Annotated in this window: 25 protein-coding genes; 7 read left to right on the top strand and 18 right to left on the bottom strand. The window is 71.4% G+C overall.

The window, feature by feature from the left end; genetic code table 11:
• Positions 1-11 precede the first annotated feature (11 nt).
• The 3 genes from EDD92_RS30525 to sigE form a co-directional block, all read right to left on the bottom strand.
• Positions 12-1,985: a trypsin-like peptidase domain-containing protein gene (locus EDD92_RS30525; protein WP_260326846.1), complete on the bottom strand. Its 1,974-nt coding sequence runs from the start codon at positions 1,983-1,985 to the stop codon at positions 12-14.
• 1,103 nt (positions 1,986-3,088) lie between these two features.
• Complete coding sequence (locus EDD92_RS30520; protein ID WP_123967302.1) at positions 3,089-4,069, bottom strand: anti-sigma factor; 981 nt, start codon at positions 4,067-4,069, stop codon at positions 3,089-3,091.
• Positions 4,066-4,770 carry an RNA polymerase sigma factor SigE gene (gene sigE / locus EDD92_RS30515; RefSeq protein ID WP_123967301.1) on the bottom strand — a complete coding sequence of 235 codons (705 nt, stop codon included), beginning with the start codon at positions 4,768-4,770 and terminating at the stop codon, positions 4,066-4,068. The genes EDD92_RS30520 and sigE overlap by 4 nt, the downstream gene beginning before the upstream one ends.
• A 301-nt stretch (positions 4,771-5,071) precedes the next feature.
• Here sigE and EDD92_RS30510 point away from each other — a divergent pair, with 301 nt between their 5' ends.
• A complete protein-coding gene (locus EDD92_RS30510; protein WP_099931145.1) occupies positions 5,072-5,704 on the top strand; it encodes an O-methyltransferase in 633 nt (210 codons plus the stop codon).
• Positions 5,705-5,817: 113 nt separating this feature from the next.
• Here the strand turns inward: EDD92_RS30510 and EDD92_RS30505 are convergent, their stop codons facing one another.
• Positions 5,818-5,985, bottom strand: coding sequence for a DUF3117 domain-containing protein (locus EDD92_RS30505; RefSeq protein WP_003966491.1), 168 nt, complete (start codon positions 5,983-5,985; stop codon positions 5,818-5,820).
• 373 nt (positions 5,986-6,358) lie between these two features.
• On the opposite strand from EDD92_RS30505, the gene EDD92_RS30500 reads away from it, so the two are divergent.
• A complete protein-coding gene (locus tag EDD92_RS30500) occupies positions 6,359-7,162 on the top strand; it encodes an enoyl-CoA hydratase/isomerase family protein (protein ID WP_123967300.1) in 804 nt (267 codons plus the stop codon).
• A gap of 93 nt (positions 7,163-7,255) precedes the next feature.
• On the opposite strand, the gene EDD92_RS30495 is transcribed toward EDD92_RS30500, so the two are convergent.
• On the bottom strand, positions 7,256-7,837 hold the full coding sequence (locus EDD92_RS30495) for a DNA-3-methyladenine glycosylase I (protein WP_123967299.1): 582 nt from the start codon (positions 7,835-7,837) through the stop codon (positions 7,256-7,258).
• Positions 7,834-8,190 carry a DivIVA domain-containing protein gene (locus tag EDD92_RS30490; protein WP_123970623.1) on the bottom strand — a complete coding sequence of 119 codons (357 nt, stop codon included), beginning with the start codon at positions 8,188-8,190 and terminating at the stop codon, positions 7,834-7,836. Before EDD92_RS30490 ends, EDD92_RS30495 begins: the two co-directional genes overlap by 4 nt.
• Before the next feature lie 164 nt (positions 8,191-8,354).
• On the opposite strand from EDD92_RS30490, the gene folP reads away from it, so the two are divergent.
• Entirely contained in the window at positions 8,355-9,215 is an 861-nt protein-coding gene (gene folP, locus EDD92_RS30485) for a dihydropteroate synthase (RefSeq protein ID WP_123967298.1), read from the top strand.
• A 169-nt stretch (positions 9,216-9,384) separates the two neighbouring features.
• Here the strand turns inward: folP and EDD92_RS30480 are convergent, their stop codons facing one another.
• Positions 9,385-10,143: a TIGR00730 family Rossman fold protein gene (locus EDD92_RS30480; protein WP_123967297.1), complete on the bottom strand. Its 759-nt coding sequence runs from the start codon at positions 10,141-10,143 to the stop codon at positions 9,385-9,387.
• Positions 10,144-10,242: 99 nt separating this feature from the next.
• Entirely contained in the window at positions 10,243-11,322 is a 1,080-nt protein-coding gene (gene dapE, locus EDD92_RS30475) for a succinyl-diaminopimelate desuccinylase (protein ID WP_123967296.1), read from the bottom strand.
• A gap of 85 nt (positions 11,323-11,407) precedes the next feature.
• On the opposite strand from dapE, the gene EDD92_RS30470 reads away from it, so the two are divergent.
• Positions 11,408-12,388: a heavy metal transporter gene (locus tag EDD92_RS30470; protein WP_123967295.1), complete on the top strand. Its 981-nt coding sequence runs from the start codon at positions 11,408-11,410 to the stop codon at positions 12,386-12,388.
• Between the two features lie 279 nt (positions 12,389-12,667).
• The gene (locus EDD92_RS30465) at positions 12,668-13,126 is read left to right on the top strand and encodes an ATP-binding protein (protein ID WP_123967294.1); all 459 of its coding nucleotides are present in this window, start codon (positions 12,668-12,670) and stop codon (positions 13,124-13,126) included.
• Between the two features lie 63 nt (positions 13,127-13,189).
• Here the strand turns inward: EDD92_RS30465 and EDD92_RS30460 are convergent, their stop codons facing one another.
• On the bottom strand, positions 13,190-14,305 hold the full coding sequence (locus tag EDD92_RS30460) for a bifunctional succinyldiaminopimelate transaminase/glutamate-prephenate aminotransferase (protein WP_123967293.1): 1,116 nt from the start codon (positions 14,303-14,305) through the stop codon (positions 13,190-13,192).
• Positions 14,306-14,443: 138 nt separating this feature from the next.
• Positions 14,444-14,764: a ferredoxin gene (gene fdxA, locus EDD92_RS30455; RefSeq protein WP_030929316.1), complete on the bottom strand. Its 321-nt coding sequence runs from the start codon at positions 14,762-14,764 to the stop codon at positions 14,444-14,446.
• A 140-nt stretch (positions 14,765-14,904) separates the two neighbouring features.
• On the opposite strand from fdxA, the gene EDD92_RS30450 reads away from it, so the two are divergent.
• Both EDD92_RS30450 and EDD92_RS30445 read left to right on the top strand, forming a co-directional pair.
• Complete coding sequence (locus EDD92_RS30450) at positions 14,905-15,912, top strand: GNAT family N-acetyltransferase (RefSeq protein ID WP_123967292.1); 1,008 nt, start codon at positions 14,905-14,907, stop codon at positions 15,910-15,912.
• 32 nt (positions 15,913-15,944) lie between these two features.
• A complete protein-coding gene (locus tag EDD92_RS30445; protein ID WP_123967291.1) occupies positions 15,945-16,796 on the top strand; it encodes a transglutaminase-like domain-containing protein in 852 nt (283 codons plus the stop codon).
• A 114-nt stretch (positions 16,797-16,910) separates the two neighbouring features.
• Here the strand turns inward: EDD92_RS30445 and EDD92_RS30440 are convergent, their stop codons facing one another.
• From EDD92_RS30440 to EDD92_RS30400, 8 genes are all read right to left on the bottom strand, one after another.
• Entirely contained in the window at positions 16,911-17,525 is a 615-nt protein-coding gene (locus EDD92_RS30440; protein WP_123967290.1) for a response regulator transcription factor, read from the bottom strand.
• Positions 17,522-18,712, bottom strand: coding sequence for a sensor histidine kinase (locus EDD92_RS30435; protein ID WP_123970622.1), 1,191 nt, complete (start codon positions 18,710-18,712; stop codon positions 17,522-17,524). Before EDD92_RS30435 ends, EDD92_RS30440 begins: the two co-directional genes overlap by 4 nt.
• Before the next feature lie 5 nt (positions 18,713-18,717).
• Positions 18,718-19,467, bottom strand: a complete 750-nt coding sequence (locus EDD92_RS30430; protein ID WP_123967289.1) for an ABC transporter permease — start codon at positions 19,465-19,467, stop codon at positions 18,718-18,720.
• Positions 19,461-20,414, bottom strand: coding sequence for an ABC transporter ATP-binding protein (locus EDD92_RS30425; RefSeq protein ID WP_123967288.1), 954 nt, complete (start codon positions 20,412-20,414; stop codon positions 19,461-19,463). Before EDD92_RS30425 ends, EDD92_RS30430 begins: the two co-directional genes overlap by 7 nt.
• 143 nt (positions 20,415-20,557) lie before the next feature.
• Positions 20,558-22,843, bottom strand: a complete 2,286-nt coding sequence (locus EDD92_RS30420) for a hypothetical protein (RefSeq protein ID WP_185124169.1) — start codon at positions 22,841-22,843, stop codon at positions 20,558-20,560.
• Between the two features lie 154 nt (positions 22,844-22,997).
• Complete coding sequence (locus EDD92_RS30410; RefSeq protein WP_123967285.1) at positions 22,998-23,408, bottom strand: DUF6113 family protein; 411 nt, start codon at positions 23,406-23,408, stop codon at positions 22,998-23,000.
• Positions 23,405-24,277: an N-acetyl-1-D-myo-inositol-2-amino-2-deoxy-alpha-D-glucopyranoside deacetylase gene (gene mshB / locus EDD92_RS30405; RefSeq protein ID WP_123967284.1), complete on the bottom strand. Its 873-nt coding sequence runs from the start codon at positions 24,275-24,277 to the stop codon at positions 23,405-23,407. The genes EDD92_RS30410 and mshB overlap by 4 nt, the downstream gene beginning before the upstream one ends.
• Before the next feature lie 46 nt (positions 24,278-24,323).
• On the bottom strand, positions 24,324-24,518 hold the full coding sequence (locus EDD92_RS30400; protein ID WP_003992731.1) for a hypothetical protein: 195 nt from the start codon (positions 24,516-24,518) through the stop codon (positions 24,324-24,326).
• Positions 24,519-24,690 lie beyond the last annotated feature (172 nt).

The raw sequence follows: 24,690 nt of genomic DNA, 5'->3' as shown, positions 1-24,690 counted from the left end.
GTTTGTGTCCATCAGTCGCCACCGGCGGAACCGAGCACCAGCGAGATCTGCTTCTCCTTGCCGTCGCGCCGCACGGTCAGCTCCAGGCGGTCGCCCGGGCGGTGGGCGCGGGTCTTGACGATCAGCTCCTCGCCGGAGTGCACACGCTGGCCGTCCACCCCGGTGATGATGTCGCCCGCCTTGATGCCGGCCTTGTCGCCCGGTCCGCCCGCGTTGACGGCGGGGCCGCCGCCGGAAGCCTTGGTACCGACGCGGGCGCCGTCGCCCGTGTAGTCCATGTCGAGGGTGACGCCGATGACGGGGTGGGTGGCCCTGCCGGTGTTGATGAGTTCCTCGGCGACCCGTTTGGCCTGGTTGACGGGGATGGCGAAGCCGAGCCCGATGGAACCGGCCTGACCGCTCTCGTCGGAACTGCTGTCGGCGGACGGGATGGCGGAGTTGATGCCGATGACGCGGGCCTTCGAGTCGAGGAGAGGCCCGCCGGAGTTGCCGGGGTTGATCGGCGCATCGGTCTGCAGCGCGTCGACGTACGACACATCGCTCCCGTCGGAGCTGTCGCCGCCGGCGGTGATGGGCCGTTCCTTGGCGCTGATGATGCCGGAGGTGACGGTGCCCTCCAGGTCGAAGGGCGCGCCGATGGCGACGACGGGGTCGCCCACCTGGACGTTGTCGGAATTACCGAGGGCCATGGGCTTCAGCCCGCGCACATTGCTGACCTTGACGACGGCGAGGTCGTAGCCGCTGTCCCGCCCCACGACGGTGGCCTTGGCGGTGTCCCCGCTGTTGAAGGTCACGGATATGTCGCCTGTATCGCCTGTCGACCCGGCGGCCGGTTCGACGACGTGGTTGTTGGTGAGGATGTGGCCCTGGTCGTCGAGCACGAACCCGGTCCCGGTGCCGGACTCGTCGGCGCCGGTTACATGCAGGGTCACCACGCTGGGCAGGGCCCGGGCGGCAATCCCGGCCACACTGTCCGGAGCCCGCCCGGCAGGCTCCTTCCCAGCCTGCGGCAGCTCTACGGCCCCCACGCCGCCGTTGCGCTCGAGATACGCCCCGATGCCCCCACCGACCCCACCGGACACAAGCGCCAGCACCACAGCACCCCCGACAAGCCCCCTCCGCACCCGCCGACGCCGCTTGTCCTCACCCTCGACGACAGCCCCGGTCTGCTGGAGGGGGGCGGGAGCCCAGGGGTCGTAGTTCTGCCAGGGGGTGGAGAGGAGTGCGGGGGCGGCGAGGGCCGGTGGGCCGGGGGGCTGCGTCGCGGTGGGTGCGCTGTGCAGCTCGCCAGCGGCAGGGGACCGCACCGACGCCGATATGCCGGGAGGCTGGGCGGGTGCGCCATGGGGCTCCTGGGCCGAAATGCCGGGAGGCTGCGTGAGGGCCGGCGCGCCGTGGAACTCGCCAACGGCAGGGGACCGCACCGACGCCGATATGCCGGGAGGCTGGGCGGGTGCGCCATGGGGCTCCTGGGCCGAAATGCCGGGAGGCTGCGTGGGGGCGGGTGTGCTGTGGGGCCCGGGGGCCGCCAGGGGGGTGGGGCCACCGGCGACGGAAGTGCCCGGGGCCGACGGAGGCAGCGGGGTCGGCGTGGCGTGGGGCGTGGAGGCTGCCGCCGTGGCAACAGGGGTACCGGCGAGCGGCACCGGGGTGGGTGCGGCGTGGGGCGGTGTCGGCGACGGTATCGCCGTGCCCTGGGCGGGTCTGGCCGCCGGGTGCTGTACCGGCGGGGCAGGGGCCCAGGGGCCGGGCTCGCCGTATGGCGGGGTGCTGTAGGGATCCGGGTCGTGCAGCGGTTGGGGACGCTCGGCGCCGGGCGGCGCAGAGCCGGTAACCGCAGCCGAGTCCTTGTCGGCGAAGCGTGCCGCCTCAGCGGGCGGGTCCAACTCGAAGTCGCCCTCGGCGCGCGCCTCGTCCGAGCCCGCCCCCTCGGGGGCGCTCTGCAAGCCGCCGGCCAGGCCTCCCTCGGCCTCGGACCCGGTCATATCCTGCGGAGCCCTCAACTCGAAGTCGCCCTCGGGGAGGCCACCTCCTCCGCCACCGACCACCGCGGGACGCCGCGGCTCAACCTCCCCGCCTGTAGAAGCTGCGCTCTCGCCCTCGGCGACAGCCGCGCCCTTACCGGAAAATCCTTCCGGCTGGCCCAGCTCGAAGTCACCCTCGGGCAGAACACCTCCGCCGCCACCGACCACAGCGGGACGCCCCGGCTCAACGTGCCCGTCCCTAGAAACGGCGCTCTCGCTCCCTGCATCACCCTCGGCGACAGCCGCCCGCCTACCGGAAAAACCCTCTGGTAGGCCCAGCTCGAAGTCACCCTCGGGCAGAGCACCTCCGCCGCCACCGACCACGGCGGGACACCCCGGCTCAACCTCTCCGCCCGTAGAAACCGCACTCTCGCCCTCGGCGACAGCACTGCCCTTCCCCGAAAAACCTTCCGGTCGGCCCAGCTCGAAGTCGCCGTCGGGGACTGCCGCGCGGTCGCCGCCCGCACTCTCCGGCCGACCCGGCTCAACCGCAGCCTCGGAGGCGGCTGTCCCGCTGTGTACCCCGGCCGGGGGGCCCAACTCGAAGTCGCCGTCGCCGGCACCGTCATGTGCCGGGGCCGCCCCGCCGTCCACCGGTGCCGTCCCGGACACAGGTCGCGGCGGCGCATCCACAGCGTCCGTCAGACCGGCCGCGGCATCTGCGGCCGCCGGTCCGACGGCCACGTCCACAGACCTCGGCGAACCGGCAGCGGCACCCGCCGCATCCGTGACCGCCGTCGAACCCGCCTCACCCGCAACCGCCGCCGCACCCAGTGCCGCCTCCGCAGCCCCCGACGACCCCGCCTCGGCGGCGATCGGCCCGCTCGTCGCGCTCGGTGCGGGCGCCGTGCCCGTCGGAGGCGCCGCAGGGGTCTGCGGGCGTGGGCGGTTCCACCACTTCGGCTTCGTGGGCTTCCCCTCGTTCATGCTCTCCCCGCAGCTGGCCACGACGCAGCACGCCTCGTCGGCAGTGGCCTCAGTTGTCGACTCCGCGCGCGGCTGTCTGCCGTGGACGCGGTCCACCTGGATTCAACCAGGTTCGCGGACCGTCGCGCAGGGGCCGGTTAGCGGGAGGCGTGGGGGGAGGAGGGAGCGGAAGGCGAGTCGGGGAGGGGAGCGGCCAGGAGGCCGGGGGACGAGGCCTCGGGGGCCGTGGACCACGAGGTCAGGGTGAGCAGCGGGGTCGTGGTGAGCGGACGTATCAGCGGGGACATCACCGCGGCACCCGCCACCACGGGGGTGGTCAGCGTGTGCATGGTCTGCGCCGCGCCGGCCGGGCTCGGTACCCCCGGCAGCAGCGGTGCGGACACCTCGGTCGGGGCCACCGGGGCGTCACCGAGCGACTGCCGGCCCTGCGCGAGCAGCGGGCCGACGCCACGGCGCCGCTGGGTCTCGGGAGCCGTCGCGGCGCCCGTCCCCTGCGTACGCATCGGGGTCACATTGCTGCCCGCCCCCGTGCCGCCGCGCGTATCCGTGGTGTCGACGGGGGTGCCCGTCGTGACGCCGCCCAGCGCGACCGCGGCGAGCGACACCGCACCGGCGGCGACGAACGCGAACCGCATCCCGCGCGAGGCCGACCGTTCGGCCTCGTGCCGGCTGACGTCGTGTATACGGAAGCCGCGGTCCGCGGACGGCGGGAGCATCGGGGCGTGCGAGGAAGAGGAGGGGACGTAGCCGAACTCGAAGCGCTCACCCCGCTTCAGGCCGAAGACCCCGGTGAGGCCCGGTCTTCCGGGGGCTCCTCCGAGGAGTCCTCCCCCGCCGAACGGCGAGCCACCGCCGTCCGGATCATCTCCCCCCGGAAGGCCCTGCAGACGGGCCAGAAAGCTCTCGGAGGGCGGCGGCGGAGCCGCCTCCGCGAACACGTTCTTCAGCTGTCGCTGCGCATCGGCCTCCGCCTTGCACTTGGCGCAGGTGGCCAGGTGGGCGAGGACACGCTCGCGCGACTCATGACCGAGCTCTCCGTCCACCAGGGCGGAGAGTCGGTCTCCCAGATGCTGCTCGGCCAGACGCCTCTCGGCGGGGCTGGGTCGTGTTCCACTCACGCGGTCGCGCCCCCTCCCCCCAGTGCGGGTACACGAGGCACGAAGGAGCGGCGCTCGGAGGCCCGGGCCTCCGGCGAACGGTGCGCGAGAGCCTTGCGCAGCTGCGAGCGGCCGCGGTGGATCCGGGAGCGGACCGTGCCGAGCTTGACGCCGAGGGTCGCGGCGATCTCCTCGTACGACAGGCCTTCGATGTCGCACAGGACGACCGCGGCACGGAACTCGGGCGCGAGGGTGTCGAGGGCCTGCTGGACGTCCGCGTCGAAGTGCGCGTCGTTGAAGACCTGCTGGGGCGACGGCTCGCGGCTCGGCAGCCGCTCGGCCGCGTCGTCGCCCAGGGCGTCGAAGCGGATGCGCTGCTTGCGGCGGACCATGTCCAGGAAGAGGTTGGTGGTGATCCGGTGCAGCCAGCCCTCGAAGGTGCCGGGCGTGTAGGTCGACAGGGAACGGAAGACGCGGACGAAGACCTCCTGGGTGAGGTCCTCGGCGTCGTGCTGATTGCCGGTCAGGCGGTAGGCAAGGCGGTAGACGCGGCCACTGTGTGTGCTGACGATCTCCTCCCAGGTGGGCGGAGTCCACGCCTGCCCGTCCGCGTCGGTGGAGAAAGTCGCGGTCTGGGCTTGGTCAGCGGCGTGGCTGGGGTCAGCAGCGGTGTCGTTCACGGATTTCGGCCTGCCTGCCGATCCGAGAAAGCGCCGCAGCACTCCTCCCCGATCCACAGGCGCAGCCGCACCTCCCCTGTCGGCTCTGGTGGTGTCCAGTGGAGCCCCTACCATAGCCACCTCGCCCGTTAGCTCCGGATAAGCGGTTTTACGAGAATTTGATCTGGGCTGATACCGCTCGGACCCCTGCTTTCGCAGTTGCTCGGGCCGCTGCCCCTCATCGTGATCCAACTGTGTCCCCCCGTGCCGTCTCCTACCCCTCTAAACGCCCGGTCCCATCTGCGGGTTCCCGGCCCCAACGGATACAGTCACGCCCAGGCAACCACGGGGACAGGAGAGGGTCATTACCGGCAACCGGCAGACGAGCTGGGCGTTCGCCGACGCCTACGTCGCCGAGGACGAAGTGCTGCGCTGGGCCCGTGACCGGGCCCGTGAGGCGGGCCTGCGCTCGGTGTCGCCCGGCACGGGCTCCGCGCTGCGGTTGCTGGCGGCTTCGGTGGACGCGAAGGCGGTGGCGGAGATCGGCACCGGCACCGGCGTCTCCGGTATCCATCTGCTGCACGGCATGCGCCCGGACGGGGTGCTGACCACGGTGGACCCCGAGCCCGAACACCAGCAGTTCGCCCGCCAGGCCTTCCGCGCCTCCGGCTTCGCCAGCAACCGCGCCCGGTTCATCCCGGGCCGCGCCCTGGACGTCCTGCCCCGGCTCGCGGACGCCGGCTACGACCTCGTCTTCTGCGACGGCGACCGCCTGGAGTTCCTCGACTATCTCGCTGAATCGTTGCGCCTGCTGCGCCCCGGTGGCCTCGTCGTCTTCGAGGGTGTTTTCGCCAACGGCCGCACCGTGGACTCGGGCCCGCAGCCCACAGAAGTGCTGCGGCTGCGGGAGCTGCTGCGCGCCGTGCGCGAGAGCCAGGAGCTGGTGCCCTCGCTGCTGCCGGTGGGCGACGGGCTGCTGTGCGCGGTCAAGAGGTAAGGGCCTCGATCAAGCGGTCAGGTGCCGGGAAACGAGCGGGGGCGGCCCGGCAAACAGCAACCCCGGCACCTCTTGGATGCCGGGGCAGCTGAAAGGGTATGGTCGCTTCCGCGTCAGCCGACGACCTTCTTGAGGGCGTCGCCGAGCGCGTCGGCCTCGTCAGGGGTCAGCTCGACGACGAGCCGACCGCCGCCTTCGAGCGGAACGCGCATGACGATGCCCCGCCCCTCCTTGGTCACCTCGAGCGGGCCATCGCCCGTCCGCGGCTTCATGGCCGCCATGCTCGTTCCCCTTCCTGAAACCAGCTCATCGTCAAAGCCGACGGCCCTGGGAGGGCACGCGTGCAGCGTGAGACACGCGACACCGGCATCGAACACATTGCTTCCAAGCCATTATCCCGCATCTCAGGACCCGATGACCAACATCAGTCGGCATCGCTTGGGCAACGCGCGCGAGCAAAACCACTCAATTCGGCGATGTGACTGCGATACTGCGCGGCCGCACGGAGTTCCGCCGACCGGAAACCGTCCCGAATTCTTTGACGCAGGTCACACGTCCACTCCGGTCCCCCGGCGGTGATCTCCGCCATGCTGTCCTACGGACAGGGGCGTACCGGCCGGTACGCCTGAACCGCGACAGCCGAGGGGACACACCATGGCCGACACCGTGCTCTACGAGGTGAGCGACGGACTCGCGACGATCACGCTGAACCGCCCCGAGGCGATGAACGCGCTGAACATCGCGACGAAGGTCGCCCTGCGGGAGGCGGTTCGCTCCGCGGCCGAGGACGATGCCGTACGGGCGGTGCTGCTGACCGCCGCCGGGGAGCGGGCGTTCTGTGTGGGGCAGGACCTCAAGGAGCACATCGGGCTGCTGGCGCAGGACCGGGAGACGGGGTCCGGGCAGACCATGAGCACGGTGAAGGAGCACTACAACCCCGTGGTGCGGGCGATCGCCGGGATGCCGAAGCCGGTGGTGGCGGGGGTGAACGGGGTTGCCGCCGGGGCCGGCTTCGGGCTCGCCCTCGCCGCGGACTACCGCATCGTCGCGGACACGGCTGCCTTCAACACGTCCTTCGCGGGGGTCGCGCTGACCGCCGACTCCGGCATGTCCTGGACCCTGCCGCGGGTCGTCGGGCCGGGGCGCGCCGCCGACCTGCTGCTCTTCCCCCGGAGCATCAAGGCTCAGGAGGCGTACGAGCTGGGGATCGCCAACCGGCTGGTGCCGGTCGGCGAGCTGCATTCCGAGGCGGAGAAGGTGGCTCGGGCGCTGGCCGAGGGGCCGACGGTGGCCTATGCGGCGATCAAGGAGGCGGTGGCTTACGGGTTCTCGCACACCTTGTCCGAGACATTGGACAAGGAGGACGAGCTGCAGACTCGTGCCGGGTCCTCGGAGGACCATGTGATCGCGGTGCAGGCGTTTGTCAACAAGGAGAAGCCGAAGTACTTGGGGCGGTGAGCTCGGGGCTTGAGCGCCATCGGGGGCTGCGGGTTCGTTGTGGTGGATCGCGCCCCCGCGGCGGAGCCGCATGTCGACACAGCCCCGCGCCCCTTAAGGGGCGCTCCTGGCCACGCAGGTTTCCAAGTGGTCGTCCACCAAGCCGCACGCCTGCATCAACGCGTACGCCGTTGTCGGGCCGACGAAGCGCAGGCCCCGCTTCTTCAGCGCCTTCGAAAGGGCCGTCGACTCGGGTGTGACCGCCGGGACGTCTCCGAGAGTCTTCGGGGCCGGTCCCGGCGCCGGTGCGTAGGACCAGATGAAGGAGTCCAGCTCGCCCGGCTCCCACTCCGCCAGCACGCGCGCATTGGCGAGCGTCGCGTCGATCTTGGCTCGGTTTCGGATAATGCCTGGGTCGGTGAGGAGGCGGGCCCGGTCCGTTTCCGTGAAGGCGGCTACCTTGGCGATCCTGAAGTCGGCGAAGGCTGCGCGGAAGCCGGGGCGGCGGCGCAGGATCGTGATCCAGGACAGGCCGGACTGGAAGGCCTCCAGGCTGAGGCGCTCGTAGAGGGCGTCGTCGCCGTGGACCGGGCGGCCCCACTCCTCGTCGTGGTACGCCACGTAGTCCTCGGTGGACAGCGCCCAGGGGCAGCGCAGGGCGCCGTCCGGGCCGGCGATGGCGGTGCCGTCGCTCACTGCTGCTCCTCCCGGCCGTGCATCGGCTTGTCCATGGAGACGTGGTGCGCGGCGGCCTGGGCGCCCGCCAGTGCGGACTCCAGGTCGGCGATGCGGGCGTCGCGCTCGGCGAGTTCGGCGCCGAGGCGGTTGAGGGCGTCGTCCACGTCCGACATGCGGTAGCCGCGGGCGGCGAGCGGGAAGCGGAGGCTGTCGACGTCGGCGCGGCCTACGGGCCGGTCCAGCGGCAGCGGGTCCTGCAGCCGCTCGGGGGCGACCTCGGGCAACGGGCCCTCGCCCTCCCCGCCGCCCACCACGGCCAGTGTCACGGCGGCGACCACGACGGCGAGAGCGACGACCAGGAACAAGAACATAACCATCGCTGTGGTCCCCACGCTCGATGTTCGGAAGCTGGATGAAGCTGACGATGAAGCTGGATGTGTCAGGGTCCGATCGTGCCATGCGAGTCTGACAGTTAGGGTCGCAGGCGGCCGAGGAACCGGCCTTACCCAGGTCGTACTACGAGAGGTCACAGGGGATGCTCAGGCTGGGCAGGCGCGAATTCGAGCCGCACGAGCCGGTGATCATGGCGATCGTGAACCGGACCCCGGACTCCTTCTACGACCAGGGCGCGACCTTCCGGGACGAGCCCGCCCTCGCGCGCGTGGAGCAGGCGGTGTCGGAGGGGGCTGCCATCATCGACATCGGCGGGGTCAAGGCCGGTCCGGGCGACGAGGTGTCGGCCGCGGAGGAGGCGCGGCGGACGGTGGGGTTCGTCGCGGAGGTGCGGCGGCGCTTCCCGGACGTGGTCATCAGTGTGGACACCTGGCGGGCCGAGGTCGGCGAGGCCGTGTGCGAGGCCGGGGCGGATCTGCTGAACGACGCCTGGGGCGGCGTCGACCCGGGGCTGGCGGAGGTCGCGGCGCGGTACGGCGTCGGGCTGGTGTGCACGCACGCGGGGGGCGCTCAGCCGCGGACTCGTCCGCATCGGATGACGTACGACGATGTCGTGGCCGACATTCTGCGGGTGACGCTGGGGCTGGCCGAGCGGGCGGTGGCGCTGGGGGTGCCCCGGGAGTCCGTGCTGATCGATCCCGGGCACGACTTCGGGAAGAACACCCGGCACAGCCTGGAGGCCACGCGGCGGCTCGGGGAGATGGTCGACACGGGGTGGCCCGTCCTGGTCTCCCTGTCCAACAAGGACTTCGTGGGCGAGACCCTGGACAAGCCGGTGAAGGAGCGGGTGGTGGGGACGCTCGCGACCACGGCCGTGTCGGCTTGGCTGGGGGCGCAGGTGTATCGGGTGCACGAGGTCGCCGAGACCCGGCAGGTGCTGGACATGGTGGCGTCCATCGCGGGGCATCGGCCTCCGGCCGTGGCGCGGCGGGGGCTGGCGTAGGGCCCGCGGCGGAGCCGCTCATGGATGCAGCCTCGCCCCCGTCGCCCCTTCCCGTCCCGACCCTGGGGGCGCTGCCCCCAGACCCCCGCCAGACCCCCGCTCCTCAAACTCCCCCACTGCCTTAAGGGCGTGGGGGGACCCCCAAGGGGCTGGAATCGCCCGGCAGGACCTACCGGGCCGCCTCCTTCGAGACCAGCGCGACCGCCTCGTCCACGTCGTCCGTGACGTGGAAGAGGAGCAGGTCCTTCTCCGATGCCTTGCCCTGGGCGATCAGCGTGTTCTTGAGCCAGTCGACCAGGCCGCCCCAGTACTCGCTCCCGAACAGCACGATCGGGAAGCGGGTCACCTTCTGGGTCTGCACCAGGGTCAGGGCCTCGAAGAGCTCGTCCAGGGTGCCCAGGCCGCCGGGCAGGACCACGAAGCCCTGCGCGTACTTCACGAACATCATCTTGCGGACGAAGAAGTAGCGGAAGTTCAGGCCGATGTCGACGTAGGGGTTCAGGCCCTGTTCGAAGGGCAGCTCGATGCCGAGGCCGACCGAGATGCCCTTCGCCTCGCAGGCGCCCTTGTTGGCCGCCTCCATGGCGCCCGGGCCGCCGCCGGTGATCACCGCCCAGCCCGCCTCCACCAGGCCGCGGCCGAGCCGGACGCCCGCCTCGTACTCCGGGGAGTCGACGGACGTGCGCGCCGAGCCGAACACGCTGATCGCGGGCGGGAGTTCGGCGAGGGTGCCGAAGCCCTCGATGAACTCCGACTGGATGCGCAGCACCCGCCAGGGGTCCGTGTGGACCCAGTCCGTGGGGGCGCGCTCGTCCAGCAGCCGCTGGTCCGTCGTGCTCTCCGTCACCTGGCCGCGCCTCCGGAGGACCGGTCCGAGACGCTGCTCATCCGGCGGCACCTTCTTGCCCTCGGGGTTCCCGGTAGCCATGTGCGCTCCCTCCGCTTGCAGGTGTATCCACCTCAGAGTAGATCTACGCGGGTTACGGACGGGGGACGTGAGCATGTCCGCCGTGAAGCGCTGTACGGGCTATGCCGTCAGCCAGGCCCGCAGACGCTGCTCACCGGCCAGGATCTTCGCGGTTTCGACCCGTTCGTCCCGCTTGTGCGCCAAGTGCGGGTTGCCGGGGCCGTAGTTGACCGCGGGGATGCCGAGGGAGGAGAAGCGCGAGACGTCCGTCCAGCCGTACTTCGGCTGCGGGGTTCCGCCGACCGCCTCGATGAAGGCCGCCGCGGCCGGGTGCGAGAGGCCGGGCAGCGCCGCGCCGCTGTGGTCGTCCACCACGAACTCCTGCACCCCGCAGTCCGCGAAGACCTCCCTGACGTGCGCGATCGCCTCTTCCTCGGTGCGGTCGGGCGCATAGCGGAAGTTGACGGTCACGACGCATTCGTCGGGGATGACATTGCCCGCCACGCCGCCCGAGATGCCGACCGCGTTCAGTCCCTCGCGGTACTCCAGGCCGTCGATCACCGGGTAGCGGGGTTCGTACGAGGCCAGCCGGGCCAGGATCGGCGCGGCCGAGTGGATGGCGTTGGAGCCCATCCAGCTGCGCGCCGAGTGCGCCCGCTCGCCCGTGGTCTTCAGCAGGACCCTGAGGGTGCCCTGGCATCCGCCCTCGACCTCGCCGTCGGACGGCTCAAGGAGCACCGCGAAGTCGCCCTCCAGCCACTCGGGGTGCGCCTCGGCCACGTGCTTGAGGCCATTGAGGTCCGCCGACACCTCTTCGTTGTCGTAGAAGACGAAGGTCAGGTCGCGGTTGGGCGCCGGGACCGTGGCCGCGATCCGCAGCTGCACCGCCACTCCCGACTTCATGTCGCAGGTGCCGCAGCCCCACAGGACGCCGTCCGCGTCCAGCCGGGACGGGACGTTGCCGGCGATCGGCACCGTGTCGATGTGTCCGGCCAGGATCACCCGCTCCGGCCGCCCCAGGTTCGTCCGTGCGACGACGTTGTTGCCGTACCGCTCGACCGTCAGGTGCGGCAGGGCGCGCAGGGCGGTCTCGATCGCGTCGGCGAGGGACTTCTCGGTGCCGCTCTCGGACGGGAAGTCGACGAGCTGCGCGGTGAGCTCGGCGGCGTCCAGGGTGAGGTCAAGTGGGGTGTCGGCCATGCCGTCGACCCTAACCCGCCGCCGCCTCGGCCCACCGTCCCCATCCGGCACGTGGGTCTCAGAGCCCTCCGCTACCTTGTACGACGTGCCAGAGCCGTCATCCACCCTCAAACGCCGTGGCCGCCTCTTCCGTATCGGGGCGGCCTTCCTGGTCCTGATCGCCGTCGCGGGCTATCTCGCGGTGCAGTACGTCACCGGGGGCAGAGGCGGATCCGGCTGCAAAGTGGTCTCGGGCGAGGCCGACGGGGCGGCGTACGAGTTCACGCCGGAGCAGGCGGTGAACGCGGCGACGATCGCCGCGGTGGGCACCGGGCGCGGTATGCCCGAGCGGGCGGTGACCATCGCGATCGCGACCTCGCTGCAGGAGTCGGGGCTGCGCAACATCGAGCACGGCGACCGGGATTCGCTCGGCCTGTTCCAGCAGCGGCCCTCGCAGGGCTGGGGCACCAGGAAGCAGATCCTGGACCCGACGTACGCGGCGGGCAAGTTCTACCAGCACCTGGCCAAGGTGCACGACTACGCGGAACTCCCCCTCACGGTCGCCGCGCAGCGTGTACAGCGCAGCGGATACCCCGAGGCGTACGCCAAGCACGAGCCGGACGCCGCCCTCCTCTCCGCCGCCCTCACCGGGAACTCGGCGGCCACGCTGACCTGCGCCGGCCTCCCGGCCACCACCACGCAGGCGGCGGGGCCCGACGCCGTACGGGCCGCTCTCGTACGGGACTTCGGGCGCGACGCACTGCAGCCGGCCGCCGCGGAAGTGAACGCCGCCTCGACACCGGCCCCCTCGCCGACCGAGAGCACGGGGACGAGCGCCCGGACCGTCACCGTCCCCCTCGCCGCCGGCAAGAGCCCCGCCAAGGGCCGCAGCGTCAGCCGGCGCGGCTGGCAGCTCGCCCACTGGGCCGTGGCCAACTCCTCCGCCCTGCACATCGAGCGCGTCTCCTACGGCGGGCGGGAGTGGACCGCCGGAAACGCCGACAACCCGTGGCACACGGCCGCCGCGGAAGGCGTCGGCGGGGTCGAAAAGGCCGCCGGCGCGGTCCGAATCGTCACTGCGCAGTAGTACGGTCCTTCACTCGCACGGGTTATGCCCGGCATGCTTGATCCATGGTGTGGGCAGGTTTTCGCACCGTCACCCCTGCATCCGTCAAAGCCCTTGACAACAAAGGGATGTAAGGATTCGGCACGCTTTCCGAGCGGACACTTTTTGCCCGTTTTTATCCGCAGCCGATAATGCGACGCATTGCCAACTCTTTACGTTGGGACGCCGCAACCTTCGGGGCCTTCGAGCGGTAGTCACATCGTCCGAGCCCGGACGATCAACATCCATCGAAGGAGCATCATGTCCCTCCCCCTGACCCGTCGGATCGCCCGTGCCGCGCTGCTCGTCGCAGCGGGAGCGGCTGCCGGGGTCGGTGCGGCCGGCTCCGCGAGCGCGGCCCCCGAACTGCCCGCCGCCCCGACCACGGCAGGTCTGACCTCGCTGGACGGGGCGAGCGTCGGCAACACCGTCGACGGTGCGGCGCAGAACGTGACCGGGCTTGCGGGCGACGCCGGCAGCAACGCGGTCAAGAAGGCGGTGCCGAACGCGGGCAAGACCGGTGGCAGCGTGGCGAAGAAGGCGGCTCCGGCTGCGCAGCGTGCGGCGGGCGCCGCGGCGGGCTCCGTCGGCGAGATCGTCGGCGTCACCACGCAGACCGCGAGCCAGAACGGCGGCGCCCTGCCGGCGGGCTCGCTGACCAAGGGCGGCCTGCCGAACACCGGCAACCTGCCGGTGAAGGGCCTCCCGATCGGCGGCTGAGCCACCTGTAGCGCGGAGGGGGCCCGGGACACCGTCCCGGGCCCCTCGTCGTTTCTGCGGCGCCTACAGGCGCTCCACGGCCGCCCGCACCCGCTCGTCCGTCGCCGTCAGCGCCACCCGTACGAACTTCTCGCCCGCCGCGCCGTAGAAGTCGCCCGGCGCCACCAGGATGCCGAGCTCGGCCAGGTGGGCCACCGTGTCCCAGCAGGACTCGTCGCGTGTCGCCCACAGGTAGAGGCTGGCCTCGCTGTGCTCGATACGGAAGCCGTGGCCGAGGAGCGCCGCGCGCAGCGCCGTGCGCCGGGCCGCGTACCGCTCCCGCTGCTCCTGGACATGGGCGTCGTCACCCAGGGCCGCCACCACGGCCGCCTGCGTGGGCGCCGGCGTCATCATGCCGCCGTGCTTGCGGATCTCCAGGAGGGGGCCGAGGACGGCCGGGTCACCGGCCAGGAAGGCCGCCCGGTAGCCCGCCAGGTTGGAGCGCTTGGAGAGGGAGTGGACGGACACGATGCCCTCGTACGAGCCGCCGTTCACGTCGGGGTGCAGGACCGAGACCGGGTCCGCCTCCCAGCCCAGCTCGAGGTAGCACTCGTCGGAGAAGAGCAGAATCCCGTGCTCGCGCGCCCACGCGACGATCCGCGTCAGCTCCTGCTTGTCCAGCACCTGGCCCGTCGGGTTGGAGGGCGAGTTGAGCCAGAGGAGCTTCAGGTTCGTCGGGTCGAGGTCCGTGGGGCCCGGCGCGTCAGCGCCTGATGTGTGCGTGTAGACCTCGTAGTCCGCGCGGGCCAGGCGGGCGCCCACCTCGTACGTCGGGTAGGCCAGCCGCGGGTACGCCACCTTGTCGCCGGGGCCGAGCCCCAGCTGGGTCGGGAGCCAGGCGACCAGTTCCTTGGAGCCGACGATCGGCAGGACGTGCCTGTGGGTGACCTCACGGGCCCCGAGCCGGCGCTCGACCCAGCCGGTGATCGCGTCGCGCAGGGCCGGGGTGCCCCAGACCGTCGGATAGCCCGGGGAGTCCGCCGCGTCGATGAGGGCCTTCTGGACCAGCTCGGGGACCGGGTCGACCGGGGTGCCGACGGAGAGGTCGACGATGCCGTCCGGGTGCGAGGCGGCCGTTTTCTTGTACGGCTCCAGCTTGTCCCAGGGGAAGGTGGGCAGGCGGTCGGAGACTGCGGACACGGGATCTGGCTCACTTTCTGGTACGGCAGAAGGCCCTCAGGCCCTGGTACGGCAAACGCCTCGGCCCCGTACGGCGATCACCAGGGCGATCTGGCCGTACGGGACCGAGGCGGCACGGTGTGCGGGCCGCTTACGTGATTACTCGGCCTGCGGCGGCAGCGCGGCGATGAAGGGGTGGTCCCGCTCGATCAGGCCCAGCTTGCTGGCGCCGCCGGGGGAGCCGAGCTCGTCGAAGAACTCGACGTTCGCCTTGTAGTAGTCCTTCCACTCCTCCGGAGTGTCGTCCTCGTAGAAGATCGCCTCGACCGGGCATACCGGCTCACAGGCACCACAGTCGACGCATTCGTCCGGGTGGATGTACAAGGACCGCTGGCCCTCGTAGATGCAGTCGACCGGGCACTCCTCGATGCACGCCTTGTCCTTGACGTCGACACAAGGCTGCGCGATGACGTAGGTCACGCTGTCGTTCCTCCTCGATAGGGCGCTGGCGGGCCTCCTCAGGCTCCGCCGCCTGGCGCGCGGGAGCGCGGCGTCGTCGATGCCCGCCCCTAGTATCTCCGTTCTTGGGCATGATCCGAACAGGAGGGGTGAACTGACCTGTGGAAATCTCGGCCGGCGGACGTCTCGAGGTTCGTATCACCGCTGCTGACGTGGGGAAACGGGTCTCGGTACGACGCTTGATCGACCCTGGAGTCCCGGAAGAGAAGTTCACCGACACGGTGGGTGTTCTCACATCATGGGACGGCGGTGTGCTGCTGATCACACGCAAGGGCGGCGAGAGCGTCCGGATTCCGGAATCCTCGCTGGTCGCGGGAAAGGTCGTGCCCGCCGCATCGGCCCGTCGGAGGGGTCCTGCCGCCTCCTATGAGGAGCTCGCGCACGTCGCCTCGCGCGCGTGGCGGCCGCTGGAGAGCGAGCGGCTCGGCGAGTGGGAGCTGCGGGCCGCGGCCGGATTCACCCGGCGCGCCAATTCGGTGCTGCCGCTCGGCGAGCCGGGCGTGCCGCTCGACGAGGCGCTGGACGTCGTACGACGGTGGTACGGCGACCGTGGGCTGCCCGCGTACATCCAGACCGCGACCGGCGCCGAGGGCACGCAGGAGCTGCTCTGTGCGGAGCTGGAGCGGCGCGGGTGGGTGCGTGAGGTGACCGCCGAGCTGTGGATCGGGGCGCTGGCGCCGGTGGCCGACCGGGCGGAGGCGTCCGGGGTCGTGCTGTCCCGGGAGGCGGACGAGGCGTGGCTTGCGCGGTATCAGCGCAAGGGGGTGAGCGAGGTGGCGCTGAAGGTGCTCGGGAGCGGGCCGTCGGTGTGGTTCGCGACGGTGCCCGGGGAGCAGGATCCTGCTGCGATCGGGCGGTGTGTCGTGGACGGGCGGTGGGCGTCCTTCGCGGCCGTCGAGGTGGATCCGGCGCTGCGGCGGCGCGGGCTGGCCACCACCGTCATGGCCGCACTGGCCGGGCGGGCGCTCGACGAGGGCGCCTCAGCAGCGTGGCTCCAGGTCGAGGAGGACAACGCGGGGGCGCGGGCGCTGTACGCCGGGATGGGCTTCGCCGCGCACCACGCGTACCACCACTACCGGGAACCGGCGGCTCCCGGCAGCGGCCAGTAGTACCGATCGCCGGGAGAGGGCACCAGCCTGCTATGCGTCCCCCATACCCCCCACCGCCCGAGCGGTCCGCCGAACTGCGGCGGCGGTTCGCCGAGGAGGCGCGGTCCGAGCGGCCCGACCTGTCGACGCTGTGTCTGCTGGTGGGCGCGGAGGCGGACGGGGCGCTGGACGAGGCGGGCCTGGACGCCGCCCAGATGGAGCTGGACCGGCTGGCGGGACGGGTGCCGTTCCGGCCGGGCGGTCCGATGGCGTGGGCAACCGCGCTGCACCACCTGCTCGGGGTGCAGGACGGCTTCCGCGGCTCCCCCGCCGACTACCAGCGCCTGGAGTCCTCGCTGCTGCACGAGGTGCTGCTGCGGCGGCGGGGACTGCCGATCCTGTTGTCGGTGGTGTGGATGGAGGTCGCCCGGCGGGCGGGGGCGCCGGTGTACGGGGTCGCGCTGCCGGGGCACTTCGTGGTCGGGTTCGGGCCTCCGGAGAGGCAGGTGCTGGTGGACCCGTTCGGCGGGGGGCGGGTCCTGGGTGCCGGCGACGCGGAGCTGTTGGTGGCCGGTGCCACGGGCGCTGCGCTGGATTCGTCGATGTTGACGCCGGCGGATCCGCTGGACGTCGTTCTGCGGATCCTCAACAACATCCGGGCGTGGGCTGCGGCGCGGCCCGAGCGGTCGGATGTTTCGTTGTGGGCGGTCGATCTGTCGCTGCTGTTGCCCTCGCATCCGGCGCGGTTGCGGTATGAGCGGGCTCAGTTGCTGGTTCAGCGGGGTGACTTCGTCGATGGGGCGGCGGAGCTGGAGGAGTACGCGGAAGTTTTGGCGGGCGTTGATGAGGCGGCCGCGGAGCGGGTGCGGGGGCAGGCCCGGGCGGCCCGGGCTTTGCTCAACTGAGTTCGCCTGATCGGCATTCGGGTTCTGAAATTGCGCGAGTGATGGTTCGTTGTGACTTGTCGCGCCCACGCGGCGGAGCCGCACATCGATACAGCCCCGCGCCCCTTAGGCGCGTTACAGCCAGCCTTTTTCTCGTGCAATCCGTACCGCTTCGGCTCTGTTGCGTACCGCCAACTTCTGAATTGCCGTCGACAAGTAATTACGGACCGTGCCCTGTGACAAATGCAGTGCTGCCGCCAACTCCGCATTCGTCGAGCCGTCGGCCGCCGCGCGCAGCACCTCGCGTTCCCGGTCCGTCAGGGGATTGGCGCCCTCTGCCAGGGCCGCTGCGGCGAGGGTGGGGTCGATGACACGCTCCCCCGCCAGTACCTTGCGTACCGCCTGTGCCAGTTGGGCTGCGGGGGCGTCCTTGACCAGGAAGGCGTCGGCACCTGCTTCCATGGCGCTGCGCAGGTAGCCGGGGCGGCCGAAGGTGGTGAGCACGACCAGTTTCACGCCGGGCAGGGCCTTGTGGACCTGGGCCGCCGCCTCGATGCCGGTGCAGCCCGGCATCTCGATGTCGAGGAGGGCCACGTCCACGGCGTGCTCGCGGGCGGCCGCCAGCACCTCGTCACCGCGGGCCACTTGGGCCACGACCTCGATGTCGTCCTCCAGGCCGAGGAGCGCGGCCAGCGCCTCGCGGACCATCGACTGGTCCTCGGCGAGGAGCACCTTGATCGTAGAGCTCATGCCCCGGATCCTACGGCCGACCGGGTGTCGGCGGGGACGCGGGCGACCAGGCGGAAGCCGTGCTTGATGCGGCCTGCCTCCAGGGTGCCGCCGGCCTTCGCCAGGCGTTCTGTCAGGCCCGTAAGTCCATTGCCCGGGCCCTTGCCGGAGCCGCCCGAGCCGTTGTCCTCGACGGCGAGTTCGAGGACCGCGCCGTCCAGGGTCTGGCGGTGCAGCACCTCCACCGTGCAGCGGGTGGCGCCGCTGTGCCGTACGACGTTGGTGACCGCCTCGCGCAGCGCCCAGGCGAGGGCGGACTCGCTCTCCTCGGGGACGCCGGTGAGGTCGGGCTCGCCGGGCACCTCGGCGGTGACGCCGGCCGCTTTCAACGCGACCTGCGCGCCCGCCAGTTCGTCGGGCAGGCGGGTGCGTCGGTAGCCGGAGACGGCCGCACGGACGTCGACGAGGGCCTGTCGGCTGACCTGTTCGATGTCGGCGACCTGGGCGGCCGCCTTGTCGGGGTGGTCGGGGAGCATACGGCCCGCGAGTTCGCTCTTCAGCGTGATCAACGACAGCGAATGCCCCAGCAGGTCGTGCAGATCCCGGGCGAGACGCAACCGCTCCTCGTTCGCGGCCAGTTGGGCGACCGTGGCGCGGGCCTTGCGCAACTCTATGGTCGTCCGCACCAGTTGCTTCACGCCCATCATCGCGAAGCCCAGGAGCAGTACCACCAGGACCAGGCTCCAGTCGTCCTCGCCGACGCGCAGGCCGACCAGGACCATCGCCAGCGTGTTCGCCCCCACCGCCCAGTACGCGACCCGCTGCGGCAGAGTGGCGCCGCACGTGACGGAGACGTACACGAAGAGCCCGATCCACTGGTTGCCGAGCGTGAGCGACAGGACGACGGCGAGCGAGCCGAGCAGGGCGACCAGGGCGCCGACGGTCGGTCCGGAGAACGGCCGGCCCATGTTCCGGAAGACCAGGGTGAGGTAGAGGCCGGTGAAGGAGGCCAGGGCCACCCAGCCCGCCGCGGTCGCGGCGGTCGAGTGGTGGCCGGAGGTGAGGTCCTTCACCGGCGAACCGAGGAAGATCAGCCACGGCAGGATCCAGACGATCTTGCGTGCCGCCTCGACCCGGTTGCGGGGCGGCTGGCCGACCCGGATCGCGTTCTCGGCCCGGAGTTCTGCGGGCAGCCCGTCGTCCGTCATCGTGCTCACGCCTTCAGCGTGTCCTTCCGGTACAGCCACGCCGCGCCGCCCGCGAAGATCAGGAAGAAGGCGACAAGGATGGCGATGTCCTGGGCATGGGGGGCCTGGCTCTGTTCGATGGCCCGTCCGAGGGCAGCGTACGCGTGCGTGGGCAGCCACTTGGCGATGTCCTGCAGCCACTGCGGGAAGGTCGTGGACGGCATCCACAGGCCACCGAGGATCGACAGACCGAAATACGTGATCATCGTGATCGGGCGGACCGCGTCCCCGGTGGCCAGGTAGCCGATGGCGACTCCCAGCGCGGCGAAGACCAGGCTGCCGGCCCAGATCACCCCGGTCAGCGCGAACCACTGCCAGGCGTCCAGCCGTACGTCCCGCACGGCCGCGGCGACCAGGAAGACGACCACGATGGACGGCAGGCTGACGACGGCGGCACTGGCCGTCTTGGCGAGGACGTAGCCGCGCCCGGGCAGCGTGGTCAGCCGCAGCTGCCGCACCCAGCCGCCCTCCCGCTCCTTGGCGATGCGCTCGCTGTTGCCCATGAGGACCGCGGTCAGAGCGCCGAAGGAGGCCATGGAGACCATGACGTACGAGGCGACGCTCAGGCCGGTGCCGTCGACCTTCCCCGTCTGGTTGGAGACGAGCAGGAAGATGACCGACGGGTAGATCACCGAGAAGAAGAGGAACTTGCGGTTGCGCAGGGCGCGAGTGAGTTCGAGCTTGATGAGGCCCCGCGAAACAAATGTATTCAGCATGACTGCTTGGCCTCCTCGGCGGCGGTGATGGCGACGAAGGCCTGCTCCAGACCGAGCCCGGCGACTTCGAGGTTGCGGGGGTAGACGCCGAGACCGTAGAGGGCGTGCACGGTCGCGTCGGCGTCGGTGGACTGGATGCGGATGGTCTGGCCGCTGCCCGCGGCGGAGCCGCTGTTCGACACACTGACGGACGTCAGGAAGGGCAGCGCCTTGATCGGCTCCTCGTCGACGGGACCCTCCAGGTCGAAGGACACCCGCCTCGCCCCGGCCTTCGCCTTGATCTCGGCGGCTGTGCCGTCCGCCAGCAGCCGGCCCCGGTGCAGGACCAGCACGCGGTCGGCGATGGCGTCCGCCTCCTCCAGATAGTGCGTGGCGAACAGGACCGTCCGGCCCTGGTCGGCCTGCTCGCGCATGGTGGCCCAGAAGGCCTGGCGGGCGGAGACGTCCATGCCGGTGGTCGGCTCGTCGAGGACGATCAGATCGCTGTCGCCGGCCGTGGCGAGGGCGAAGCGGACGCGCTGGGCCTGGCCGCCGGACAGCTTGTTGACCTTGCGGTCGGCGATCTGGGAGATACCGGCGCGGGCGAGCACGTCCTTCGCCTGGTACGGCTTGGGGTGCAGACCGCAGGCGAGCTTCACCAACTCGGCGACCGTGACCTCGTCCATCAGCCCGCCGCTCTGCAGCATGGCGCCGACGCGCCCGGCGACGATGGCCTCGCGAGGGCTGGTGCCGAAGACGCGGACCGTGCCGCTGTCGGCGTTCTTGAGGCCGAGCAGCAGGTCGAGGGTGGTCGACTTGCCGGCCCCGTTCGGCCCCAGCAGGGCCACGGTCTCCCCCGGGTGCAGGGCGAGGGTCAGCCCGTCGACGGCCCGTACGGACCCGTACGTCTTGCTCACCTGGTCGAAGCCGACCACCGGGGCGGCGGTCGCTGTCGCTGTCGTCGTCATGGGATCCATCGTGGCCGCAGGGACCCAGGTCACGGCAGTGTCGGCGGTCCCGACTGCCGGATGACAGATGTCATACGGCGGACGGTGACATACGGCGAAGGGGGCACCCGGCGCCTGCCGGGTGCCCCCTTCCGGGCCTGACGTCAGCTGGGTTTCGTCTGGATGATCCCCACCCGGTTGGTCTTGCTCAGCAGGGCCTGACGCAGGGCGACGTAGACGTCCTGCGGGGTGACGGCCGTCTTCTTGCCGGTGCCCCGGGTGATCAGGACGCCGTCGAACTGGCGGCCGTAGAGCTCCTTGAGCGCCGCGAGGTCCGGCTTGTCGACGAGCTTGCCGCCCACGGCCGAGACCCTGAGGAACTTCCACAGGGAGTTCTGCGGGCTGAGCGGCAGCGAGACGCCCGTGTCCGTCTTGACCGTGACGAGCCCCGACATCGCGGGCTCGGCGAAGGCCTTCATCTCCCGGTCGACCTCGGTGTTCGTGACCGTCGGCTGCTGGGTCGTGGTCACGACCGCGACCGGGTCGGTGGAGTTGGTCTCCACCTGGCTGCGGTACGCCTCCTCGACCGCCTGGGCCGACCTGGCGGCGTCGATGCCCTTGCCCGCCTTGCCGTAGACGGCGACGGCCTTGCCGGACTTGAACTCGATCGTGCCCTCGGTCATCGAGCCGGAGCCGCCCGCCGTGGCCTTCAGGGCGGCCGCCAGCTTCTCCTCGTCGACGGGCATGACCGGGTCGACGACCCGGTGGTTGCCGAAGAGGGAGCCGATGACGGAGATCGGGTTGTAGTCGGCCTCCGCGGCCGCCGCGACCGTGGCCTGCTCGTCGAACTGCAGGCCCGCCTGGTCCGGCTTCAGCTCGACCGTCTTGCCGCCGACGGACAGCTTCAGCGGCTTGTTCACACGGTCACCGAAGGCCGCGTCGAGCTTCTTGACGGCCTCGTCACGGGTGCCGCCGCCGATGTCGACGCCGAGCACGGTGGTGCCCTTGGGCACGTCGGAGTGGTTCATCAGCAGTCCGGCGCCGTAGGCGAGACCGCCGACGATGACCACGCCGGTGCCCAACAGCACCAGCTTGCTGCGCCCCTTCTTCTGCTTCTTGGGCGCGGAAGCGGCCGACGTGTTCTGGCCGGCCGGCTCGGGCAGCTTCGGGGGCGTGTGCGGCAGCGGGCCGTCGGTGTGGGAGCCCGGGCCGAACGGTGAGTTCGCGCCGGGCGACCCGACCGGGACGCCGCTGGTGACGGTGTGTCCGGAGATGTTGTCGGGCGCCGGGAAGCCCTGCTGACCCGGCTCGGGGGCCGGCTTCTGCGGGGTGAGGATCGCGGTGTCGTCGCTGAGGCCGCCACCGGGGCCGAGCCCCGCGCCGTGCGTACCGCCGAGGGTGCCGGGGCCGCCAGGGCCGCCGATGCCCGCGGGTCCGCCGAGGCCGGCAGGTGCGCCGGAAACGCCAGGTCCCTTGGGCCCGGCCGGTCCGGTGGGTCCGGCGCCGAAGGGCGAGGTCACAGGGCCGTCACCGGTGACCGGACCGACGGTCGGGCCCGCGGGGCCCTGGCCGCCGCGGCCGTTCGGCCCGCTGAAGTCGCTCGCGCCGCCCGGGCCGCCGTAACCGCCCTGACCGTTCTGCCGGTTCTGTCCGTTCTGGGTGCTGCGCTCGCCGTCCGAGAAGTACGGGAGCTCGTCACGGCGGGGCTCGCTGCCGCCGCCGCCGGGGCGCGCGCCGTTGCCGAGCGGTCCCGCGGCCAGCGCCTCGGTGACGTCGAAGGAACCGGTGCCGCCGCCGTGCCCGGGGGCCACGGGCCCGCCGGTCGCTCCGGGGAGCCCGGCGCCGTTCGTCCCGCCGGGGCGGGGGGCGCCGCCGGGCCGTGAGCCGCCCGGCACGCTCATGGAGCCGACCACGCCGCCGGGTCGTCCGGCGCCCGGACGGGAGCCGCCGGAAGGGGCGCCCCCGCCGAAGGGCCCGGCACCCGGTGCGGCCGGCGCACCCGCGCCCGAACCACCCGGCAGACCGGCCCCGTTGGTGGAGCCGCCGCCCTGACCGCCCTTGGCGGGCGCCGACTTGCGGGGCGCGAACCACCCGCTCGTCTTGTCCTCGGCGGGCTGAGCGGGGTCGGCCGGGGGCTCGACGGCGCTCATGGCCTGGGTGGCACCCGGCGCCGGAGCCTCGGTCTCCCCGGTGTCGCCGGAGCCCTCGGCGTCCGCGACGGGCGTACGCACGACGACCGGCGGGATGGGCCGCGACCCTGGGATGTTGATCCGGATCCGGGTCGTCAGTGTGGTCTCGGTCTTGCGGTCCTCCGGCTGCGCGGCCGAACGGCCCGCATCCGTACCGGCGTCGGAAGCCGTGGGGGTCCCGTACGGCGGCGTGCCCGACGGGTATGCGGCTCCGCCGCGCCCGTTGGGCCCGGAGGACGGAGTGTCAGTTTCACGACTCAAGGCAGGTTCTCCCGGTTGGCTCCACCGCCCGACACAACCTCACGGGCGGCTCGGCGGCGCGCACCACCATACTGGCCACTTCTGGCGCGTATCCCATGACCGCCGGGGAAACCCACACGGGACTCCCACGCGCGGTTAATGGCGAAGTGGTACGTCACTTGCCAAGTCGGACGTCACGGCCACCTGGTTGCCGCCCCTGTCCAAGGGTGGCGCAGATCACAGCGACGGCCATTCCTCCGAGGAGGAAGAGATAGGAGCCGCCTCCTGCGCCGAAGAGGAAGTCTCCTTCGGGTCTGCTGGCGGTGAGCAGGATGACGGAGATCATCCATCCGGCGGCAGGTGCGAGCGCCCCGCCGCGGCTGCCGGCGGCCCGTCCGCCGCCGAGGCAGAGCCCGGCCTCGCCCGCGAGCGCGAGCAGCAGCCCGCCGGGGAACCAGCCGGCCTGCACCAGCGAACCGGCCGCGCCGACGACCGCGCCGAGCACGAAGAGGCCTACGTACAGGAGCGTCCGTCCGGCGGAGGGCCGCTGCAGTGGCTGGGCGAGCAGGGAACCGCGCTCCGTCATGACGCCTCCTCGACACCGGCGAACCCGATCCCGGCGAAGAGATCGGTCTCTCTCTGCTCTCCGCCTGCCCCGCGCACCAATTCGTAGTACTCGGTGGTGAAGAGGGGTTGTGCCTGTTCGTTGGAGAGTGCGAAGTACGGCTGAGCGACCTCGATCTGGGTGGCGTGTGCCCGCATCGCGGCCGCCTTGGCGGCGGCGTGCGCGGTGCCGTCGATCTCGGCGGTGATCCGGTCGTCGGGCACGACACCCGGTACGTCGTCGATGACGGCGGCCTTGGAGAAGGGCAGACCGGGCAAGTCGTCCGCAAGTCGGGCGAAGGCACCCTCGGCCGCGGACCGCGGCACGCGGTTCCAGTAGATCTTGGGGATCTCCCACCCCGCCCCCGCGGCCAGTTCGGCGGCACGCATGGCGACGCGGTGGGCCTGGATGTGGTCGGGGTGGCCGTATCCGCCGTTGTCGTCGTAGGTGACGAGGACCTGGGGGCGTACCTCCAGGATCACCTCGACGAGGTGGGCGGCCGCCTCGTCGACGTCCGCCTGCCAGAAGCAGGCCGGATCGTCGTTGTCGGCCAGGCCCATCATTCCGGAGTCGCGGTAGCGGCCCGGGCCGCCGAGCTGACGGAAGTCCTCGACGCCGAGCTCACGCATGGCGGCCGTGAGCTCCTGCAGCCGGTACTCGCCCAGGGCGGTGCCGGTGAGGTGCTGCAGCTCCGGCGGAATGACCTCGCCGAGCTCGCCCAGAGTGCAGGTGACCAGCGTCACGCGGGCACCCCCGGCCGCGTACGCGGCCATGGTCGCGCCGTTGTTGATCGACTCGTCGTCCGGGTGCGCATGCACCAGCAGCAGACGCCGGGAGGGCTGTTCCGTCATGGAGCCACCCTACGAGGCGGCACCGACAGCGCAGTGCAGCCCGGGGTCAGAACTTGATGCTGCCGATCATCCCCGCGATGTTCGTCGTCAGCTCGCTGATGGTGGGAGCGACGGTCGAGGAGGCCAGATAGAACCCGAGCAGCATGCAGACGATCGCATGCCCCGCCTTCAGTCCTGACTTCTTGATCAGAAGGAAGACGATGATCGCCAGCAGCACCACCGCCGAAATCGAGAGTGCCACGGCGGCTCACCTCCAAAGGTCCCAAGAGCGCGGGGGTCGGACTTAGGGGCCGGACAAAACCACACAACAACCAGCAGGTTGATACCCACTATGCGCTAGTGATCATAACTATCCGACCGCGCGCATCGATCGGCGCACGGCCGCACAAGGGGGCGCATGGCCAATATGGTCA

This window comes from Streptomyces sp. TLI_185 (assembly GCF_003814765.1).
GTDB lineage: Bacteria > Actinomycetota > Actinomycetes > Streptomycetales > Streptomycetaceae > Streptomyces.
Note: the sequence above shows the minus strand (reverse complement) of the source record. Positions and strands in the feature narration are given on the sequence as shown.

What these genes read in the sequence shown, in the direction of transcription:
- EDD92_RS30525 (WP_260326846.1), bottom strand. Translation starts at nt 1,985, where the DNA reads ATGACCGGGTCCGAGGCCGAGGGAGGCCTGGCCGGCGGCTTGCAGAGC.
- EDD92_RS30480 (WP_123967297.1), bottom strand. Translation starts at nt 10,143, where the DNA reads ATGGCTACCGGGAACCCCGAGGGCAAGAAGGTGCCGCCGGATGAGCAG.
- EDD92_RS30410 (WP_123967285.1), bottom strand. Translation starts at nt 23,408, where the DNA reads ATGACGGAGCGCGGTTCCCTGCTCGCCCAGCCACTGCAGCGGCCCTCC.
- EDD92_RS30445 (WP_123967291.1), top strand. Translation starts at nt 15,945, where the DNA reads ATGCGTCCCCCATACCCCCCACCGCCCGAGCGGTCCGCCGAACTGCGG.
- EDD92_RS30425 (WP_123967288.1), bottom strand. Translation starts at nt 20,414, where the DNA reads ATGACGACGACAGCGACAGCGACCGCCGCCCCGGTGGTCGGCTTCGAC.
- EDD92_RS30440 (WP_123967290.1), bottom strand. Translation starts at nt 17,525, where the DNA reads ATGAGCTCTACGATCAAGGTGCTCCTCGCCGAGGACCAGTCGATGGTC.
- EDD92_RS30490 (WP_123970623.1), bottom strand. Translation starts at nt 8,190, where the DNA reads ATGTTCTTGTTCCTGGTCGTCGCTCTCGCCGTCGTGGTCGCCGCCGTG.
- EDD92_RS30465 (WP_123967294.1), top strand. Translation starts at nt 12,668, where the DNA reads ATGTCCCTCCCCCTGACCCGTCGGATCGCCCGTGCCGCGCTGCTCGTC.
- EDD92_RS30435 (WP_123970622.1), bottom strand. Translation starts at nt 18,712, where the DNA reads ATGACGGACGACGGGCTGCCCGCAGAACTCCGGGCCGAGAACGCGATC.
- dapE (WP_123967296.1), bottom strand. Translation starts at nt 11,322, where the DNA reads ATGGCCGACACCCCACTTGACCTCACCCTGGACGCCGCCGAGCTCACC.
- mshB (WP_123967284.1), bottom strand. Translation starts at nt 24,277, where the DNA reads ATGACGGAACAGCCCTCCCGGCGTCTGCTGCTGGTGCATGCGCACCCG.
- EDD92_RS30505 (WP_003966491.1), bottom strand. Translation starts at nt 5,985, where the DNA reads ATGGCGGCCATGAAGCCGCGGACGGGCGATGGCCCGCTCGAGGTGACC.
- EDD92_RS30500 (WP_123967300.1), top strand. Translation starts at nt 6,359, where the DNA reads ATGGCCGACACCGTGCTCTACGAGGTGAGCGACGGACTCGCGACGATC.
- folP (WP_123967298.1), top strand. Translation starts at nt 8,355, where the DNA reads ATGCTCAGGCTGGGCAGGCGCGAATTCGAGCCGCACGAGCCGGTGATC.
- EDD92_RS30430 (WP_123967289.1), bottom strand. Translation starts at nt 19,467, where the DNA reads ATGCTGAATACATTTGTTTCGCGGGGCCTCATCAAGCTCGAACTCACT.